This is a genomic window from Halorhabdus sp. CUG00001, assembly GCF_009797925.1.
Taxonomy (GTDB): domain Archaea; phylum Halobacteriota; class Halobacteria; order Halobacteriales; family Haloarculaceae; genus Halorhabdus.
On the sequence record NZ_VOLB01000001.1, the window covers coordinates 750,025 to 767,038 of the forward strand.

Genomic DNA, 17,014 nt, shown 5'->3' on the forward strand with positions numbered 1-17,014 from the left:
CTCATCGGGTGTGGCTCTGTTCTCTCCGTTCAGGGAGATTCGACGTCGGTGACTTCGTGGTCGTTCTCACGAAGATCCTCGAGAATGGCATCCGTCTCAGCGCTGTCTCGATAGTAAAAGACCACGTCGAAGGTTCCATCCCGGAGGAGTTGCTGGCACTCCCAGACGAACTCGTCGCCGTCGATCGTCAGTCCCTGGTGCTGGTTGAGGCCAAATTCCGGATCCTCTGTACCCGAGTAGACGTACGTGTCCGCGTCGGTGGCGGCGTGTTCGGCGATCGTGTCTCCAACTTCGATGGTCAGTTGATTGAGTTCCGGCTCTTGATCGTTCGACAATTCGGTGTGGACGATCAACCCGCGAAGCTCGATCTCGCCGGGTTGCAGTAGCTTTCGGGTCTGTGCGTAGAGATCATCGACGTTCGCGTCCATATCCGTACGTCGGCGTCGCTGGTAATACGACTCACGGTCTCAGACAGCGCAGCTGCTCGACGGGATGAGAGCGGTAGAAGACGGGTGGGACCCGCCGTACCGTGTTTACAGCCGCGTCAGGTTCGTCGCGCGCGGGCCTTTCTCGGCTTCTTCGATCTCGAACTCGACTTCCTGACCCTCCTCTAGGTCAGGGCCGCCGACGTCTTCCATGTGGAAGAACACGTCGTCGTCGGCCGCGTCGGTCTCGATGAAGCCGTAACCACCCGTATCGTTGAAGAAGTCCACGGTGCCTTCCGCCATGCTTAGAGCCTCGTGAGATTCTTCGCGCGGGGGCCTTTCTCGGCCTGCTCGATGTCGAACTCAACCTCTTGGCCTTCTTCGAGGTCAGGACCGCCGACGTCCTCCATGTGGAAGAACACGTCTTCGTCTGCGTCCTCAGTCTCGATGAAACCGTAACCGCCAGTGTCGTTGAAGAAATCAACCGTACCGGTCGCCATTGCAACTGGTACGTCGTGGTCGACACATTAAAACCCTGCGGGTTCTCCGGCGAAGCGAACAGAAGACTCATCCCATCCGCGCGTATCGGTTCTGTTAAATGGTCTCTGTGGTGCGTCAGTGGGCCTCGAAGCTCTACGAGCAGTTGCTCGAACGGGAGGTGTCGGGCGCGCCGGACCACGTTGCTGTCATCCAAGACGGGAACCGACGGTATGCCCGCGCGCACGGCGAGGAAACCAGCAACGGGCATCGTGCAGGCGCACAGACGACGGAATCACTGCTCGAATGGTGTGACGATCTCGGGGTGGCAGAACTGACGCTGTATGCATTCTCGACAGAGAACTTCAACCGGCCGGCAGATCAGCGAGCCGTCCTCTTCGATCTCATCGAGGACAAACTCTACGAGTTTGCCGACCACGACCGGGTCCACGAAGCCCAAGTCCGGATCAGAGCGATCGGAGAGTTGGATCGGCTCCCCGAACGCGTCCGTGAGGCAGTCGCCTACGCCGATCGGCAAACGCGTGGCTACGACCAGTTCTACCTCAATATCGCGCTGGCCTACGGCGGGCGGGCTGAACTACTCGGTGCAACGCGCTCGATCGCCGAAGATATCGAAAACGGCTGTCTCGATCCGACAGACATCGACGCTGGGACGATAGAAGATCGATTGTACGACGGGCCGACCAGCGACGTCGACCTCATCGTTCGAACCGGCGGTGACGAGCGCACGTCGAACTTCCTCCCGTGGCACGCAAACGGCAACGAGGCTGCGGTATATTTCTGTGCCCCGTACTGGCCGGAGTTCCGAAAGATCGACTTCTTGCGTGCGATCCGAACCTACGAGCATCGCGCAGAGTCCTGGCGACAGACGCGTGCACGGCGGGCACTCGCCCTGCTTCGGGCCGTCGGGAGTGCGGAATTGAGCGAGGCAAAAGGGATCGTCCGGCGGTTCCGGGACACGTTACCCTCCCGAGAACTGGAAGACGTCGATCTTTCCAGCGAGAGCGACCCGGAGCCACAGGCCGACTGAGTTCGGGACCGGTTGGACTCTCTGGCACGGTCAAGCGCGCACAGCGTCCAGTCGGGCGTGAGTTTCTTCCAGCAAAGAGATGATCTCGAGGTTCTGTGGGCAGGCAGGTTCACACTCGCCACAGGCAACACAGGCGTCGGCTCGTGCGTGCTCGTCCAGCTGTTCATACTCGTCTAGCACGGCCGTCGGGTCGTCGCTCGTCTCCAGGCGGTTGTACAGATCGAAGTTGCCTGGAATATCGACGCCGGTCGGACACGGCATACAGTAATCACAGCCCGTACAGTCGACAGCCATCAGTTCCTCGAACCGCTCACGGGCTCGCTGTACGGTCTGGAGATCGCTCTCGGAAAACTGGCCGACCCCGGATTGGGCGGCGAGGTCGACGTTCTCACGCACTTGCTCGAGGGTGGACATCCCGCTCAAGACGGTCGACACTTCAGGCTGGTCCCACAGCCACTGCAACGCCCATTCGACGGGCGACCGCTCCGAATCGGCCTCCTCGAAGGCCTCGCAAACAGGATCGGGCAGATCCGTCGCGAGTGTCCCGCCACGGAGCGGTTCCATGACGACGACGCCCAATCCTCGCTCGGCGGCGTACTCGAGACCCGCCCGCCCAGCCTGAAATTGCTGGTCGAGGTAGTTATACTGGATCTGGCAGAAATCCCAGTCGTAGGCGTCGACGATTTCCTCGAAGAGATCGAGATCGTCGTGGAAGGAAAACCCGACGTGACCGATTTCCCCCGCAGCTTGTTTCCGTTCGAGCCACTCGAACGTATCGAGTTCTTGGTATGTATTCCAGAACTCCTCATCGAGTGCGTGCAGAAGATAACACTCGACGTGATCGGTAGCAAGTCGGTCGAGTTGGCGCTGAAAGTACTCCTCGAGGTCCTCGTTCGTCTCGAGTTTCCACGAAGGCATCTTGGTCGCGAGAGAGACGTCTTCGCGATAGTCGCCCGTGAGTGCCTCGCCGACGACCCGTTCGCTCTCGCCGTCGTGGTACGGCCAGGCGGTGTCGACGTAGTTGACGCCCTCGTCGATCGCTGCCCGAATCATGTCGATCGCGTGTTGACGGTCGATCGTCCCCTCTTCTCCCTCGGTCGGCAACCGCATCGCACCGAATCCCAGGGCCGACGGTTCGAAATCGATGGCCGTCCCGAAGTCTCTGTATTCCATCCCGTCTTGGACTGCTGTGAGGCCCCTATTTATTGTTTGGTTACGTATTTCTTCAGAGAGCGGTTACCGAAGCGATGTCTCTCGTAGGTCGATCCGCATTCACGGCACACGACACAGTTACCCAGGCAGAAAGACAGGTACTCGATCGCGTTGTGGTCAGATATCCCGGCCCGTGTTCTGTCGAACGCGATCGTACATGTCGTCAGGGGGATCCACGTCACTGGTTACGTCGGTACCATCGTAATCGGAAACCCGAAGCAACACCGGTCCATTGGCCCCGATCTGCCAGTAAAACGTATAGCGCTTGGTCTGTGTCTTCATCGCCACGTCTGCTGTTTGGTCGGTCGTCACTTCGTGGGCAGTGAACGACGTCCGGTTAGCGGGAGACGCGTTACTTTGACAACTCATAATCCTATCGTACACTATGTAACTCCAACCTTATAAGTACCTATATTCGAACAGTATTTTCATAGTGTGCAATGGTACCATGGTAACACGTGTTACGGGCATCTCAGCCGAGTATTCTCCATATTTTCTATCCCAGGTAAGATATCTCGCAGTCGTTTCCCAAATACCATAATATTACTTTCATACTTAGAAGACGATTATAGACAATATTCTTATCATACTCCGGTCGAATAGTATCGGACGGTCCATCGAGACAGGCCGCTCTCTACGAACTATCCACAGAGCGAAATGACGCCACGGGAGACAACTGGACGGGGCGAATCGACAGTCATTTTAATCCCCCTCCGGAACAATGAAACGCGAGTTAATCGCAGGAAGCGCGTGGGTAGCCAAGCCAGGCCAACGGCGCAGCGTTGAGGGCGCTGTCCTGTAGAGGTCCGCCGGTTCAAATCCGGTCCCACGCACTCCTCTTATCGGAGAACAAAAACTCGACAGTCGGATCGTTCGCCAGAGCCAGTATACGCGTAATACGATCATCGACAAGTGGCGATTGACTTCTGCCAGAGCCCGGAGCTTCAAGGCAGTGCCAAGCGAAGCCAGTCGTATGCGATTTGGGATCATTAGTACGGCCGGGATCGCACAGAAGGCACTCATCCCCGCAGTCGAGCGCAGCGAACACGAGGTCACGGCAATCGCGTCTCGGGGTGGTGATCGAGCCACAGCGGTTGCCCAAGAGAGGGGCATTCCCAACGCGTACGGGAGTTACGAGGCGCTGTTCGAGGAGGCCCCGATCGATGCGGTGTACAACCCGCTCCCGAATGGCCTCCACGCGAAGTGGACAAAGCGGGCCGCCGACGCTGGAGTGGACATCCTGTGTGAGAAGCCGATCGGAGTCGACGCCGACGAAGCGGCGGAGATGTTCGAATACTGCGCCCAACAGGACGTGACGCTAATGGAGGCGTTCATGTATCGGTTCCACCCACGAACCGAGCGCGCAGCCCAGATCGTTCGCGAGGAGTTGGGTGATCTCAGAGCTGGGTCCGCATCGTTCACGTTCTCGTTGCGCGGTCGCCCTGACGATATTCGGCTGAATCCGGATCTCGCCGGCGGCTCACTCATGGACGTCGGCTGTTATGCCGTCAGCGCGATGCGGTTGTTCTTCGGCGAACCGGAGCGCGTCTACGCAACGCAGGCCGACACGCGCGACAGCGGGGTCGATACGCAATTGACTGGCATTCTGGAGTTCGAGTCCGGGGCGACGGCCCGTGTCCATTCCGGATTCGATACACAGCTCACCGAATCGTACCGTGTCGACGCCGTCGACGGATGGCTCCGTGCGACGGACGTCTTCGGAGCCGATCCCGACCAGCGTGTCTCGATCGAATACGAAATCGACGGCCGGCGCGTCACCGAAGAGTTCGAACCAGTTGATCCGTACCAGCGTGAGGTCGAACACTTTGCTGATGCAGTCGAACGTGGCGAGACACCACGCATCGACGTCGAAGAATCCGTCCGAAATATGCGGGTCATCGACGCATTAGCTGAAAGTGCCGCCCGCGGCGAGCCAGTCGCGATTACCGAATCGTCGTAGCGCGCCAGGGGGATGATGGAATCGGCGTGCTGTGGGCAGACTCTCCAGGCGGCACGGGCCGAGGCGGTTCACAGTGCGGAATATGATGATCTATACTAACCTTTTTACTCAACAGTCGCGTACCCTTCAGGGATGGCGCCCTCGCAACCGTCACCGGGAAGTTGTGGGCCACGACGACGAAAGTCAGTGTTGTTCTGTGCGAACTGTGGGCACGATAGCCACGTCGACGGAGACTGGATTCTCCACGAGCGGAGTGGCTCTCGGTCGATCTGGTACCAGTGCCCGGAGTGTGGTCGCGCCGTGTCGGTCCGGCCCTCACAGTCACTCGAAGACTCGCGTCTCCCCTCACCCATATCGCCACGCCTCGCGCGGGGGAGGTATGGGATGCCACCCGATGGCACGCCAGACGAACGACTCTGGCGGGACTTCTGGACGACGTACCGTAACGTGACCGCAGCCTGGTTGCGGCCCTGAGGCCCGTCTCCGTTCACGCTGCGTAAGGCCGACATCGGGGACAAAACGAGCTACCAGCGTAGAATCAACGGTGTCGCTTCCGTAACTGGTCGCGAGAAGATAGTCCCGGGCGGATTCGAACCGCGGGAACTCCGCGTCGCATCGTTCCCAGTTTCGAATCCCAGACACATCTCTCGCTCACAGAATTGGTCGCGAGAAGATAGTCCCGGGCGGATTCGAACCGCCGTCAGAGGCTCTCTTCCGGCATCTGAACACTCAAATCCCGTCCAAAGGCCTCTATGATTGGCCACTACACCACGGGACTTCACCCCAGGCTATTGGACCTGACTTCTTATTCGTTCCGACATCCGGTCACGGCCCAGTGGGGCGAATCCCGCGGGCGTCTGGGTTTCGATCCTCGCGTGTCTGTGCCCGATGGGATACGACGGCGGACGCGAACGGAGGGCAGACGGCCGCCAAAGCGAACGAGCGTGTCCTAGCCGGCTACTTGCAGGTGTGAACGGCCTCGGGGTCAAGTCCCGAGGCACTCGGCCTGCTCCGCTTAGAGTAGAGACACGGCACTGGGAGCTCGCTTGCGGGCAACAGGATCAACACGCCTTTGCTGGTCTCGCCCGAAATCGGGGACGATGGAAGAGCGAACCCGTGCCTATCTCCGGGGTCGGTTCGGCGATCACTACCGGCGCGTCGACCTTTCGCCGCCACCCGATGCCCACGAGCGTGAGTGGGGCTACATCCCCTGGACCGAGGGGCCGGGCGAGACAATGGTTCGGCACAAGTCGTTGCTCGATCTCGGCGAGTTGGAGTCATTTCTCGCACGCGAGCGCCCCCGCCACGTGTACTTCTCGGCAGGCCGATACGCCGACCCGAGCGCCTCCTCGATGGCTGAAAAGGACTGGCACGGGTCGGATGTCGTTTTCGACCTCGACGCAGATCACCTCCCGAGTGTCGATCCGGCCGAGACGACCTACGCGGAGATGCTCGCTGCGTGTAAGGACGCGCTCATGCGATTGCTCGACTTTCTGGAGACGGACTTCGGATTCGAAGACTTGACGATTGTGTTCTCGGGCGGGCGCGGGTATCACGTCCACGTGCGCGAGGAGGGTATCCAGCAACTGGACCGGGAAGGGCGACGCGAGATCGTCGATTACGTTCGCGGGATCGGACTCGATCTCGACGGCCTCGTGACGACCGAGATGCGAGGCAACGTCACCGCGCGCCGTCTCCGAACGGACGGTGGCTGGGGCAAGCGCGTCCACGAAGCGCTGCTGGCGTTCGTCTCCGAGATCGAATCGCTCTCGGAAGCCGACGCCAAAGATCGTCTCCAGGAACTCGATGGGATCGGTGAGGGTCGTGCAACGACTGTCTACGGGGCGATCGATGCAAACCGGGATGCCATCGAGAACGGGAATCTCGAAGCCGGTGGCCCGGGCATCCGCAAACTCGTCGATGCACTTACCCACGAGGTCATCACAGCCCAGAACGCGCCGATCGACGAACCGGTCACGACGGACACGAACCGCCTCATCCGCCTCCCTGGAAGCCTTCACGGCGGCAGTGGGCTCGCAGTCCGGACACTCCAACGAGACGAGATCGACAGCTTCGATCCACTCGTCGATGCGATCCCAGACACGTTCCGGGGCCACGAGATCACTGTCGAAGTGACAGCGCCAGGGAAGGTAGAGCTCGACGGCGATACCTTTACACTCTCGGAGGGAGTCAGTACCGTTCCGGAGTACCTTGGCGTGTTCCTCATGTCGAGAGGGCGCGCACAGAAGGGACCTGAGTAACGCAGAGGAGATATGGACTTAGACGAGATCCAATCAGTACAGAGTCGCGAGCGCCAAACCGACAGCCTCCAGCAACTTCGCGATTCGTTCTACGAGGAGGCTGGCGAGTTCGTGCGTGCGCTCCGTAAAGAACGCGAGCGAGTGGCTGCAAACGCGGACGATCCCTTCGATGCGCCCGAAGTCAACCGGCTGAGCGACGACATCGCGACCGCCGAACAGACACTCGAAGCCATCTACGAACGACGGGTCGGGAAACTCGTCAAGATGGCCTCGATGGCGGCCGCGGACATGCCAACCGAAGACGGCGGACTGACAACCGAAGAGCAAGACCTCTTCGAGACGCTCGTCGAAGCGATCGAGAACAACCGGACGCGTGTCTTCGACGTCCTAGACGGCGAGACGGCTGATATCGGGCTCGACGAGACGGCCGGGATCGAAGCCTCCACAGACCCTGCCGGCAGCGACCCGGCCGAGGAGGATCCCGAGTCCGGCCAGCCGAGTAAGGCTCCCAGTCAACAGGAAACACAGCCCGACGTCTCTGCCGCCGATCTCATGGGGAGTCCCGATCCCGTCCAGCAGGACGACCCCGACGACATGAGTGACAAACCCGTCGACACGCCGCCGGCCACAAGTGCCACGTCCGGCGGGAAGACAGTCGACGAGGCGACGCGGGGCGACGGCGGCACACCCGGACACGGTGGGGCGAGTGGCAGCGATGGCCCAGGGGCTGTTCCTGCAGACGGCGTGGCTGACGGTATCGACCGAACCACGGTCAAGATCACTGACGACGTCGGCGAGATACTGGGTATCGACGATCGAGCGTACGATCTTGCAACTGACGACGTGGTAGCACTTCCCGAGACCAACGTGGCGCCACTACTCGAACAAGGCGTCGCCAAACGGCTAGAGTAACCTCACTTACTGGGGCCGCACACCGATGTCGACTTCGACAGACTGTTCCGATCCGTCCCGCCAGATACGCAACTCGGCTGGTTCGCCGGGCTGGGTGCCCAGTGCCAGCACACTCGCGAGCGCGTCCGACGTCGGGACTGGCTGGCCTGCAACGCGGAGAATGACGTCGCCACCGACAGGGACAGATTGGCCATAGACGTATTCACGGCCCGTCGAACCACGGAGGACGCCGTCGGCCGGCCCGTCTGTGACGACGCGAGTGACGTAGACCCCGGTCGCTTCGGGCATGTCGTTGGCCGCAGCCAGTTCCGGAGTAACGTTTTGCAGTCCGATCCCGAGGTACGGGTGCTCGTAAGAGCCGGTCGCGATCAAATCAGGGATGACCTGTCTGGCCAGCGGTGCGGAGATCGCGAGTCCGATATTGTCACCGCCACCGGCACTGATGACGCCGACGACTTGTCCTCGTAAATCAACCAGTGGCCCCCCACTGTTGCCAGGGTTGACGGGAGCGTCGGTCTGTATCGCATCGGGGATGTTGAAATTATTCGGGGCCGACAGCGTTCGATCGACACCGCTGACGATCCCGCTTGAAACCGTTCCCGAGAGGCCGAACGGATTGCCGATCGCGATGACTTCGGTGCCGACGGCTGGGTCTGCCTCGACAAGCGGAAGGGGTTGGGCCGCATCCGGGTGATCGTCGACACGAAGGACAGCTAGATCGCTATAGACGTCGGTTCCCACGACTTCGGCGTCGCGCCAGCCGGTTGTTCGATATCGAACGAACAAGTCCTGGGCATCGGCGACAACGTGTTCGTTCGTCACCAGATGTGACTCGTCGTAGATAAACCCCGAGCCCGCACTTTCGCCGCTCGCTGTCAGCACCCTGATCTGTACAACCGAATCTCGAACCGCTTGATAGACTTCGCTAAATCGAGCGGTCCCGTCGTCATTTAGTTGATCGATCGGTTCTCCGTCGATGAGATCGCCATCCTGGAGTTCGATCGGCGTTTGCGTCGATCGATCCGAAGTGGCAGTCTGGGTCGGTGTCCCACTCGACGGTGAGTCGGCACACCCAGCCAGGCTGAGGGCTGTCGCGGCACCGACCGTCCGGAGGAAGCCACGCCGTGAGACGCCATCCTCAGACATACACGTACCTAGGTAGCGGTTCGCATAAACGCTTGGGCCAGGGCCGCCCTGCAGTGTTAAGTGACCGACACCCATACGACCGGATGACGTATGCACCTCACCTGGCACGGTCATTCGACCTGGAGTGTCGTCGTCGACGAGACGCGCCTGCTCGTCGACCCATTTTTCGACAATCCGAAAACAGCCCTGTCACCTGCCGAGGTCCAACAGCCGGACTTCGTGTTGCTCACGCACGGCCACGCCGACCACATCGGGGACGTAGGTGCCTTCGACGCGACTGTCGTGGCGACGCCGGAACTAGCTGCCTACGTCGCAGACACCCACGGCAACGAGACGATCGGTATGAACCTCGGCGGCACCGTCGAGGTCGGTGACGCCTACGCGACGATGCACCGGGCCGACCATACCAACGGCATCAACACCACCTACGAGGTCGGTTCGGCAGGCATGCCCGCCGGGTTCGTCATCTCGGATGCGGAACCGACGCGGACACGCGACGAGGAGACGACGGCCTTCTATCACGCCGGCGATACCAGCCTGATGACCGAGATGCGGGACGTGATTGCCCCGTTCCTCGAACCCGACGCTGCCGCCGTACCGATCGGTGATCACTTCACGATGGGGCCAGAGCAGGCCGCCGTCGCAGTCGACTGGCTGGCGGTCGATCACGTCTTCCCGATCCACTACGATACGTTCCCGCCGATCGAACAGGATCCCGAAGACTTCGCCCGCGAAGTGGAAGCCGTCGGTAGTGACGCCGACGTGCACGTCCTCGACGGTGACGAGACGTTCGAACTGTAAGCAGCGGTCGTCTTTCCACTTGGCGATTACAGCGTCGCTTCCGTGTCGATTCCGTAGACTGACGCCGGCGTCTCGACGTGTGCGGTCCGGACGGCATCTTCGTGTCCGTTTTCGAGCAGCCACTCGGTGCGACGCGGAACTGTTTTCGGCCCCAGGACTGCGCCTGGCCGGTCCGGATCGTCGATGAAGTCCGTCTCCAAAAAGAACGGCTCGGCTATCTCGGCGGCGATTTCGAGTTCATCTTTGTCCGCGAGAACGCTTTTGGTTGGGCCGTCGAGACGGCCCTCCGAATAGTGTTTGACGACTTGCGTTGCGGGGAGGCCCCGCTCCTCGGCCCATGCCCCAACCTGAGTAAAATCCTCGCCACCTTCCGTGTGCAACTGGACCGCACAGCCAGTTTCCGCGCCGAGTTCGAAGGCGTGTTGCATCACGGCGTTCGAGGCGCCCCAGACCGGATCACCGACCTCGTAGTGAGGCCGTCCGGATTTCAAGCCAAGCGCCGGGCCGTCGGCAACGTACTCGGCGGCGATGTCGAGCCCAGCCTGCATGATCTCTCGGGCTTGTTCGGGCGTGTAGCCACGACCAGTCAGCTTCGAGATCAGTGCCGGATGGACGCCCAAGATCGGCCAGGCACGTCCGTCCAGGACGTCACTGGCTTGTTGGACAGCTTCGATCGTCGTCTCGAAGACCGACTCGAAGATAGCCTCGTCTTCGGGAATCTCGGCGATCATCCAGGAGGGCTTGTTGACGACGAGCATGTGCGTACCACCGGCCCGGGCAAAGTCCTCGACGGCGTCGATCCCTCGTCCGTGCTCGGGATCGAGGTGCAGGTGGTTGTCGAGGATTGGCCCGTCGTACGTGTCGGTCATGTGCTGAAAGGCAGGCGCGGGAGTCAAAAAGACGTTCGTCTCCGAGTGATGCCCCACCCAGGGACAACACCCCGGAGGACCGTCGATCAGTCTCCCAGCGTGTGACTCTCGTGAGCGGTCGCTGCCAGCCCAGCAGAGCGACCGTACTCGCCGGGCGCAACTGCGACGGTCTGGCAGCCAGCTTCCGCCGCGACTTCGAGAACCGGTTTGAAGTCGATGTCCCGAGAGGCAACCACGACCGTCTCGAGGTGATTCTCGCTGACCGCCCGCGTCCCGTCGACTGCGAGTTTGACGTCCACATCCCCGCTGGTGGTCACGACCGCGAACCCGTGTGCCTCCCCGGCCTGGATGAGCCCCGGCGTCGCGTGTTCGTCGAGATAGAGCTTCGCGGTCCGAACGTCACCGTATGCGGAAGCGATCGAACGTAGATCGTCGAGATCGACGTCGAACTCCGAGCGAAAGACGTTCGGGCCATCGACGAACAGGCCAACGCCGGCACGTTCTCGGCCGAAAAGCTGTCCAACCAGTCCCATGCTACTGACGTGGGCCAGCGCCACCTTGGAGGTTCCGTCTCGGGCATCGACTCTGTGGCTCCATAACACGCCACAGAGCAGCGACGATTGACGGCATTTATTAGGCAGCAGTCCCTCGATTCGATTGCAGTTGATCGCTCGGTTGGTGTAGTCCGGCCAATCATTTCGGCCTTTCGAGCCGATGACCTGGGTTCAAATCCCGGACCGAGCATTTCTCAGCGAGCAAGTCCGCGAGCTATGGCTGTGAACGGAGGGATTTGAGTTAGGGGAGATCGAGCACAGTGCAGTCTGGTCTCGCGTCCACATTCCAGACTGGCTGTTCGTTTTCGTGCCGTCGCCTGCCTGAGCGTGGGGATGGGTCAGGACGCTGCTTGGCGAGTGGTGTGGGGAACATAGCGCCGTCGAGCGGTAAGTCTATCTGTCCGCATCGAGAGGCCACGGGCATGCAGACAGTTATCCTCGCCGCCGGGGAGGGGACGCGGATGCGTCCGCTGACGGCGAAAACACCAAAGCCCATGTTGCCGGTCGTCGATCGCCCGGTACTGGCACACGTCGCTGACGTGGCCGTCGACGGAGGTGCGTCGGAATTGATTTTCGTCGTTGGCTACCACGCCGAGAGTATCCAGTCTCACTTTGGGGAATCGTATCGTGGCGTGCCCGTCACGTACGTCGAGCAACCGAAACAAGACGGGACGGCCGACGCTGTACGTGCGGCCGAGTCCCACCTCGATGGTTCATTTGTCGTTCTCAATGGGGACAATCTCTACGACGCCACGAGCGTCCAGGCCCTCTTCGAGAACGGGCCTGCCCTCGGGACCTACGAGGTTTCGACGCCCTCGAACTACGGTGTCGTCTCTGTCACAGACGGCAGCGTCACGGATATCGTCGAGAAGCCGGCCGATCCGCCGACGGATCTCGCAAACGCCGGTGCCTACGCCTTTCCGGCAAAGGCCCGCGAGTGGCTCGACGTCCCCCGGAGCGAACGGGGCGAACACGAGATTACCGATGTCGTCACGAAAGTCATCGACGCCTACGACGTCAGTGCGGTCGAACTCGACCGGTGGCTCGACGTGGGTCGGCCCTGGGAGTTACTCGAGGCCAACGAGACCGTCCTTGCGAGCATCGAGCGGGATATCCGGGGTACCGTCAGCGACGACGCGGATCTCCGCGGCTCGGTCGTCATCGAAGCGGGGGCGACAGTCGAACCGGGAGTCGTCATCGACGGCCCAGTCTACGTCCGTTCCGGGGCAGAGATCGGGCCCAACGCCTACGTTCGGGGCGCGAGCATGATCGGTGCCGACGTCCACATCGGTAATGCCGTCGAGATCAAGAACAGTGTGGTCCGAGCGGACACGAACGTGGCTCACCTCTCGTACGTTGGCGATAGCGTGCTCGGGAAGTCTGTCAACTTCGGTGCGGGGACGAAAGTAGCGAACCTCCGTCACGACGGGGAGACGATCCGGGCGACAGTCAACGGGGACCGTGTCTCGACCGGCCGACGGAAGTTCGGCGTCGTCGCCGGCGACGACGTCAAGACTGGGATCAACACCAGCATCGATCCGGGCGTTATGCTCTCGACAGGGATAGTAACAGACCCAGCCGAGCGAGTCTCACGCGACCGATAGCCGACGAAAGTACTTCTCCAGTCGTCGTTAGCTACCGTTCGTCCTCGATCCAGAGCCGACAGAGCCGTTCGAATTCACTCTCCGAGAGGCGGCCGTCGGCAACGTGTCCAGTCGCCAGCCGTAACTCGCCCTGTGATATTTGCCCTTCCGATCGGACCAGATCGAACAGGTCGGACACGACGGTAACCGAGTCCTCTCCGTCGATGGCAACATCCGGGCCGGAGGTCAAGACGACGCCGTCGAATTGCAGTGTCGAGCCGTCGGAGGCGTCACCGGCAATCGTCGCGTCGTATTCGACTTCGATCGGCGCTTCGGGGTCTTCCCAAACGAGAAACGCCGTCGAGTCACTGACGGCGAACTCGGCGGGAGCGGGACTGGCCGTCCGGAGAGCGATCCCGGCTCCGTCGAACCCGTCTCGGACGGCGAGACGACCGCTCACGCCCTCGATACGGACGGTGACGGTCACGCCATCGCCAGGTGTGACACGCGTGGGTTTGACGGACCGTTCGGCACTGATCGGCGTCGCGTCCACCTGTTGATCGACGGCCCGGGTGTTGGCTGTCGACGCGTCCGTGTCAGCGGAGCTGCCATCGGTGTCATCGTCCGGTTCGTCCGCGCTGAACGTCCACTCCGGGCCGAACAACCGGGTCCAGACGACCAAGAGACTGGGGAGGACGAGGACCGCTGCCAGGAAGGCATAGATGATCGTCAGTCCGGTGATCAGGCCGAATTGCTGGAGCGGGGGCAGGATGGCGAACACGAGGACGCCGAACCCACCGACGGTGGTTGCCGCGCTGCCGAGCAATGCACCGCCTGTGCCAGTCACCGAGCGGTCGAGTGCCTCCCAGACGGAATCGGCGCGTTCGAGTTCTTGATTGTAGCGTTCACTGAGGTGGATGCTGTAGGCGACCCCGAGCCCGACAGTCAGGCTCGTGATCATCCCCGTCATCACGTTGAACGGGATATCCAGCAGGTACATCGTACCGAGAATCCAGGCGACGCTGAACACGACCGGCAACAGGGTGACGAATCCGAGTGTCGCGCTCCCGTCACTGATTCGGTAGACGACCATCAGGAACGCGAAGACGGCCACGAGTGTGATCAGCAGACTCTGAATGACCGTCTCTAGTAACTGATCTTGGATGATCTCGAAGAGGATCGTCTGGCCGGTCGCCGTCGCCTCGATACCGCTGCCGGACAGTGAATCGGCGACAGCCCGCATCTCCTCGGTCACGGCCGAACTCGAGGCACCGCCTTGAATCGAGACGACGATCCGGGCTGCTTCGTACTCGTCGCCGTTCTTCGAGAGGACGGCTCCGGCCTGGTCCGGTGCGACCTCGAACAGCGTCTCGTAGACGGCAGAGACGTTCGTCTCGGGCACCCCATCACCGTTTGCATCTGCGGCCTGGAATGTCGCGTTGAACGTCTCGTTTTGGGCAGCGACCGTCTCCATCACCGACAGCGGGGATTGGACGTCGGGCTCTCCACTCGAGAGCTTCTGGGTGACGTTTTTGCCGGCCATCTCACTGCGTGCCTGATCGAGTCGTTCGATCGCGTCGGGCGTGGCCAGATCACCCCGTATCAGCAGCTGTGCTTGGGAGTCCTCGCGGATGAAGCGGTCGTTGACGTAGTTGAGGTTCTGCTTTGCGGTGTAGTCACCAGGCTTGAACGGCTCGGGGAGTTGCTCCATCCAGCCGGGCGGATCCTCGGCGAGGAAGTCCTCCTGTGCGAACGTCGTATCGACCTGTGAGCCACCGTAGGCCCCAGCAGCCGACAACAACAGTGCGAAGACGATCACGGCATAGGGGGCTTTCCGAGCGCCGACCGAGCCGATCTTGAGTACCTGACTCAGGCGGCCCCCGCCAGTCCCGATCGCTCGCTTGTGCCGATCGAAGCCACGGCCTTCGAGGAACTCGTCGAGTTCGACTTTCAATGCCGGGACGAGCACACCGAAGATCAGCAGTGCAGCCACAATCCCGACTGAGCTGACGACGCCGAACTCCTGGATCGGCGGTACCGGACTGGTGACATTCGAGAGGAAGCCGATCACGGTCGTCGCCGTGACCAGCGTCAGTGCGACGCCGACACCGGCGAGGGCGGTCCGCATCGACTCTCGTGGCCCGAGTTCGTCACCGGCGGTCCGTTCCTCCCGGTGACGCATGAAGATATGAATTGCGTAGTCGATCGAGAGCCCGATCAACAAGACCGGGACGGCGATGAAAATCTGGTTGAATTCGATGCTCGCCCACCCCATGAACCCAAACGTCCAGACGAGGACGGCACCGATGCCGAACACGCCTAGGATGATGTCGAGGATGTCACGGTATCCAATCGCCAGGGCCAACAAGACGAAAAGGAGCGCGAGCGGGCCGACGATGAGCATACTGTCGGTCATCGAGCGGTTGATCTCGTCGGTGATGATACCGCTCCCGAACACGAGATACTCTTGTTGGAAGTCCGCGCCGAGATCCTGGAGTGCCAGTTGGGCGTCCGTAATTGCCTCGGGGGCGGTTCCGCCCGGTGGCAGCGCCGTCTCCGTCTGCTGGGTTACCAGCAGCATCGTCGCTTGGGCACTCCTCGACCCCTGATCGTAGTTGGTCGACATGAACGTCAACGCCCTCGATGGGCTGTTTCCGTCGGCACCGAGAACCAGCCCGACTGTCTCTTCGATCGCCGACGCGTTCATCGATTCGAGCTGGTCGATCTGCTGGGTCAGGGTTGCCGCGGTAGCGTTCTCGAAGGCTGCCCGTGTTTGCTGTAGTTCTGTCCCAAGGTCACGGAGTTGTTCGCCCCGTTCGCTGAGTTGAGCTGCCTGTTCCTGCAACGCAGCGCCACGCTGTTGGAGCTGGGCCCCCCACGTTTCGAGGCGCTCTTGTTGTTCGGCCAGTGCGGTGTACTCCGCGGCGAGGACACCGCGTGTGCCGAGTTGATAAGCCTCCTCGATCGCCGCTGGATCAGTTGTGTTCCGAAGTTGCTTGGCGGCCGTCTCGAATGTCGCGTAGTCAGTTTCGTTCAACTCGACCGACGCACTCGCCGCCACAGCGTCGAACTGATCACGAATGCTGGCGGTCGGCTCCTGCTGGATGGTCTGGAGTCCCGCCTTTAGTGCATCTGCGGTCGCGTTCACTTCGGTCGCTCGGGCCGTGACAGCAGCTTTCGTCTCGTTGAACTCGGTCCGGTTTTTGGCGAGTCGCGTCCGCTCTGCTTCGAGAGCAGCCCGTTGCTCTTGGACCGTTTCGTTTACGCGCTGAAACTCCTGGGCGGTCGCCTGGAGTGCCTGGCCGCGCTCTTGTTTGATCGCCGCTGTGGCGATAGCGTTGGCGATGCCGACAGTCGCACGCTCTTGGGCCAGCGTCTCCCCGATCGCTGGATCGGTACGGATCTGTTGCTGGTAGCGGAGCGTCTCGAGTAGTGCGGACTTACTCAGGACGTTATCCCCACGGACGATAACCTGTGCTGTCGTGGTGTTAGCCGAACCGGTCGAGAAGTGTGTCTCGATGTAATCGAGGTCGTCTGCCTCCGGCGTCTCCGACTGGAACTGGTCGAGCGACGAGGTCTGTGAGACCTGTGCCGCCCCAGCCCCGATGACCATCGTCAACACCAGCATGACCGCGATTGCGAGTTTGCTGTAATCTGTGATGGCGTCGACGATGGTGTCAGACACGCTCATTGAACCACGTCCCGTTTCGAGGCGAAGATAAGCATCTGTAGTCGTTGCGTTGGCACGAGCGGGTAATAGGCT

Annotated in this window: 15 protein-coding genes and 3 tRNA genes; 8 read left to right on the forward strand and 10 right to left on the reverse strand. The window is 61.2% G+C overall.

What is annotated here, in order from left to right; translation table 11 throughout:
- Positions 1–29 precede the first annotated feature (29 nt).
- From FR699_RS03715 to FR699_RS03725, 3 genes are all read right to left on the reverse strand, one after another.
- The gene (locus tag FR699_RS03715; protein WP_158854160.1) at positions 30–428 is read right to left on the reverse strand and encodes a DUF5778 family protein; all 399 of its coding nucleotides are present in this window, start codon (positions 426–428) and stop codon (positions 30–32) included.
- Positions 429–533: 105 nt separating this feature from the next.
- Positions 534–728, reverse strand: coding sequence for a cold-shock protein (locus tag FR699_RS03720; RefSeq protein WP_154551713.1), 195 nt, complete (start codon positions 726–728; stop codon positions 534–536).
- Positions 729–730: 2 nt separating this feature from the next.
- On the reverse strand, positions 731–925 hold the full coding sequence (locus tag FR699_RS03725) for a cold-shock protein (RefSeq protein WP_154551712.1): 195 nt from the start codon (positions 923–925) through the stop codon (positions 731–733).
- 98 nt (positions 926–1,023) lie between these two features.
- On the opposite strand from FR699_RS03725, the gene uppS reads away from it, so the two are divergent.
- On the forward strand, positions 1,024–1,953 hold the full coding sequence (gene uppS / locus FR699_RS03730; RefSeq protein ID WP_158854162.1) for a polyprenyl diphosphate synthase: 930 nt from the start codon (positions 1,024–1,026) through the stop codon (positions 1,951–1,953).
- Positions 1,954–1,983: 30 nt separating this feature from the next.
- Here the strand turns inward: uppS and FR699_RS03735 are convergent, their stop codons facing one another.
- Positions 1,984–3,126 carry an aldo/keto reductase gene (locus tag FR699_RS03735; protein WP_158854165.1) on the reverse strand — a complete coding sequence of 381 codons (1,143 nt, stop codon included), beginning with the start codon at positions 3,124–3,126 and terminating at the stop codon, positions 1,984–1,986.
- 156 nt (positions 3,127–3,282) lie between these two features.
- The gene (locus tag FR699_RS03740; RefSeq protein ID WP_154551709.1) at positions 3,283–3,534 is read right to left on the reverse strand and encodes a hypothetical protein; all 252 of its coding nucleotides are present in this window, start codon (positions 3,532–3,534) and stop codon (positions 3,283–3,285) included.
- 379 nt (positions 3,535–3,913) lie between these two features.
- On the opposite strand from FR699_RS03740, the gene FR699_RS03745 reads away from it, so the two are divergent.
- Positions 3,914–3,998: transfer RNA gene (locus FR699_RS03745), tRNA-Leu, on the forward strand.
- A gap of 140 nt (positions 3,999–4,138) precedes the next feature.
- Entirely contained in the window at positions 4,139–5,125 is a 987-nt protein-coding gene (locus tag FR699_RS03750) for a Gfo/Idh/MocA family protein (protein ID WP_158854168.1), read from the forward strand.
- 674 nt (positions 5,126–5,799) lie between these two features.
- On the opposite strand, the gene FR699_RS03755 is transcribed toward FR699_RS03750, so the two are convergent.
- A tRNA-Gln gene (locus tag FR699_RS03755) sits at positions 5,800–5,903 on the reverse strand.
- Positions 5,904–6,225: 322 nt separating this feature from the next.
- On the opposite strand from FR699_RS03755, the gene priS reads away from it, so the two are divergent.
- Together priS and FR699_RS03765 are read left to right on the forward strand one after the other, a co-directional pair.
- Positions 6,226–7,386 (forward strand): DNA primase small subunit PriS, encoded by a 1,161-nt coding sequence (gene priS, locus FR699_RS03760; RefSeq protein WP_154551703.1) that lies wholly within the window; start codon positions 6,226–6,228, stop codon positions 7,384–7,386.
- A gap of 12 nt (positions 7,387–7,398) precedes the next feature.
- The gene (locus FR699_RS03765; protein ID WP_158854171.1) at positions 7,399–8,298 is read left to right on the forward strand and encodes a hypothetical protein; all 900 of its coding nucleotides are present in this window, start codon (positions 7,399–7,401) and stop codon (positions 8,296–8,298) included.
- 6 nt (positions 8,299–8,304) lie between these two features.
- Here FR699_RS03765 and FR699_RS03770 read toward each other — a convergent pair whose 3' ends face one another.
- Positions 8,305–9,444: a S1C family serine protease gene (locus FR699_RS03770; RefSeq protein WP_154551701.1), complete on the reverse strand. Its 1,140-nt coding sequence runs from the start codon at positions 9,442–9,444 to the stop codon at positions 8,305–8,307.
- 90 nt (positions 9,445–9,534) lie between these two features.
- Here FR699_RS03770 and FR699_RS03775 point away from each other — a divergent pair, with 90 nt between their 5' ends.
- The gene (locus tag FR699_RS03775; RefSeq protein ID WP_154551700.1) at positions 9,535–10,245 is read left to right on the forward strand and encodes a metal-dependent hydrolase; all 711 of its coding nucleotides are present in this window, start codon (positions 9,535–9,537) and stop codon (positions 10,243–10,245) included.
- Between the two features lie 26 nt (positions 10,246–10,271).
- Here FR699_RS03775 and FR699_RS03780 read toward each other — a convergent pair whose 3' ends face one another.
- Together FR699_RS03780 and FR699_RS03785 are read right to left on the reverse strand one after the other, a co-directional pair.
- Positions 10,272–11,114, reverse strand: coding sequence for a TatD family hydrolase (locus FR699_RS03780; protein ID WP_158854174.1), 843 nt, complete (start codon positions 11,112–11,114; stop codon positions 10,272–10,274).
- 86 nt (positions 11,115–11,200) lie between these two features.
- Positions 11,201–11,647 (reverse strand): NYN domain-containing protein, encoded by a 447-nt coding sequence (locus FR699_RS03785; protein WP_154551698.1) that lies wholly within the window; start codon positions 11,645–11,647, stop codon positions 11,201–11,203.
- A 136-nt stretch (positions 11,648–11,783) separates the two neighbouring features.
- On the opposite strand from FR699_RS03785, the gene FR699_RS03790 reads away from it, so the two are divergent.
- Positions 11,784–11,858: transfer RNA gene (locus tag FR699_RS03790), tRNA-Glu, on the forward strand.
- Positions 11,859–12,090: 232 nt separating this feature from the next.
- On the forward strand, positions 12,091–13,272 hold the full coding sequence (gene glmU / locus FR699_RS03795; protein ID WP_158854177.1) for a bifunctional sugar-1-phosphate nucleotidylyltransferase/acetyltransferase: 1,182 nt from the start codon (positions 12,091–12,093) through the stop codon (positions 13,270–13,272).
- 31 nt (positions 13,273–13,303) lie between these two features.
- Here glmU and FR699_RS03800 read toward each other — a convergent pair whose 3' ends face one another.
- Positions 13,304–16,942: an MMPL family transporter gene (locus tag FR699_RS03800; protein ID WP_158854180.1), complete on the reverse strand. Its 3,639-nt coding sequence runs from the start codon at positions 16,940–16,942 to the stop codon at positions 13,304–13,306.
- Positions 16,943–17,014: the final 72 nt, after the last annotated feature.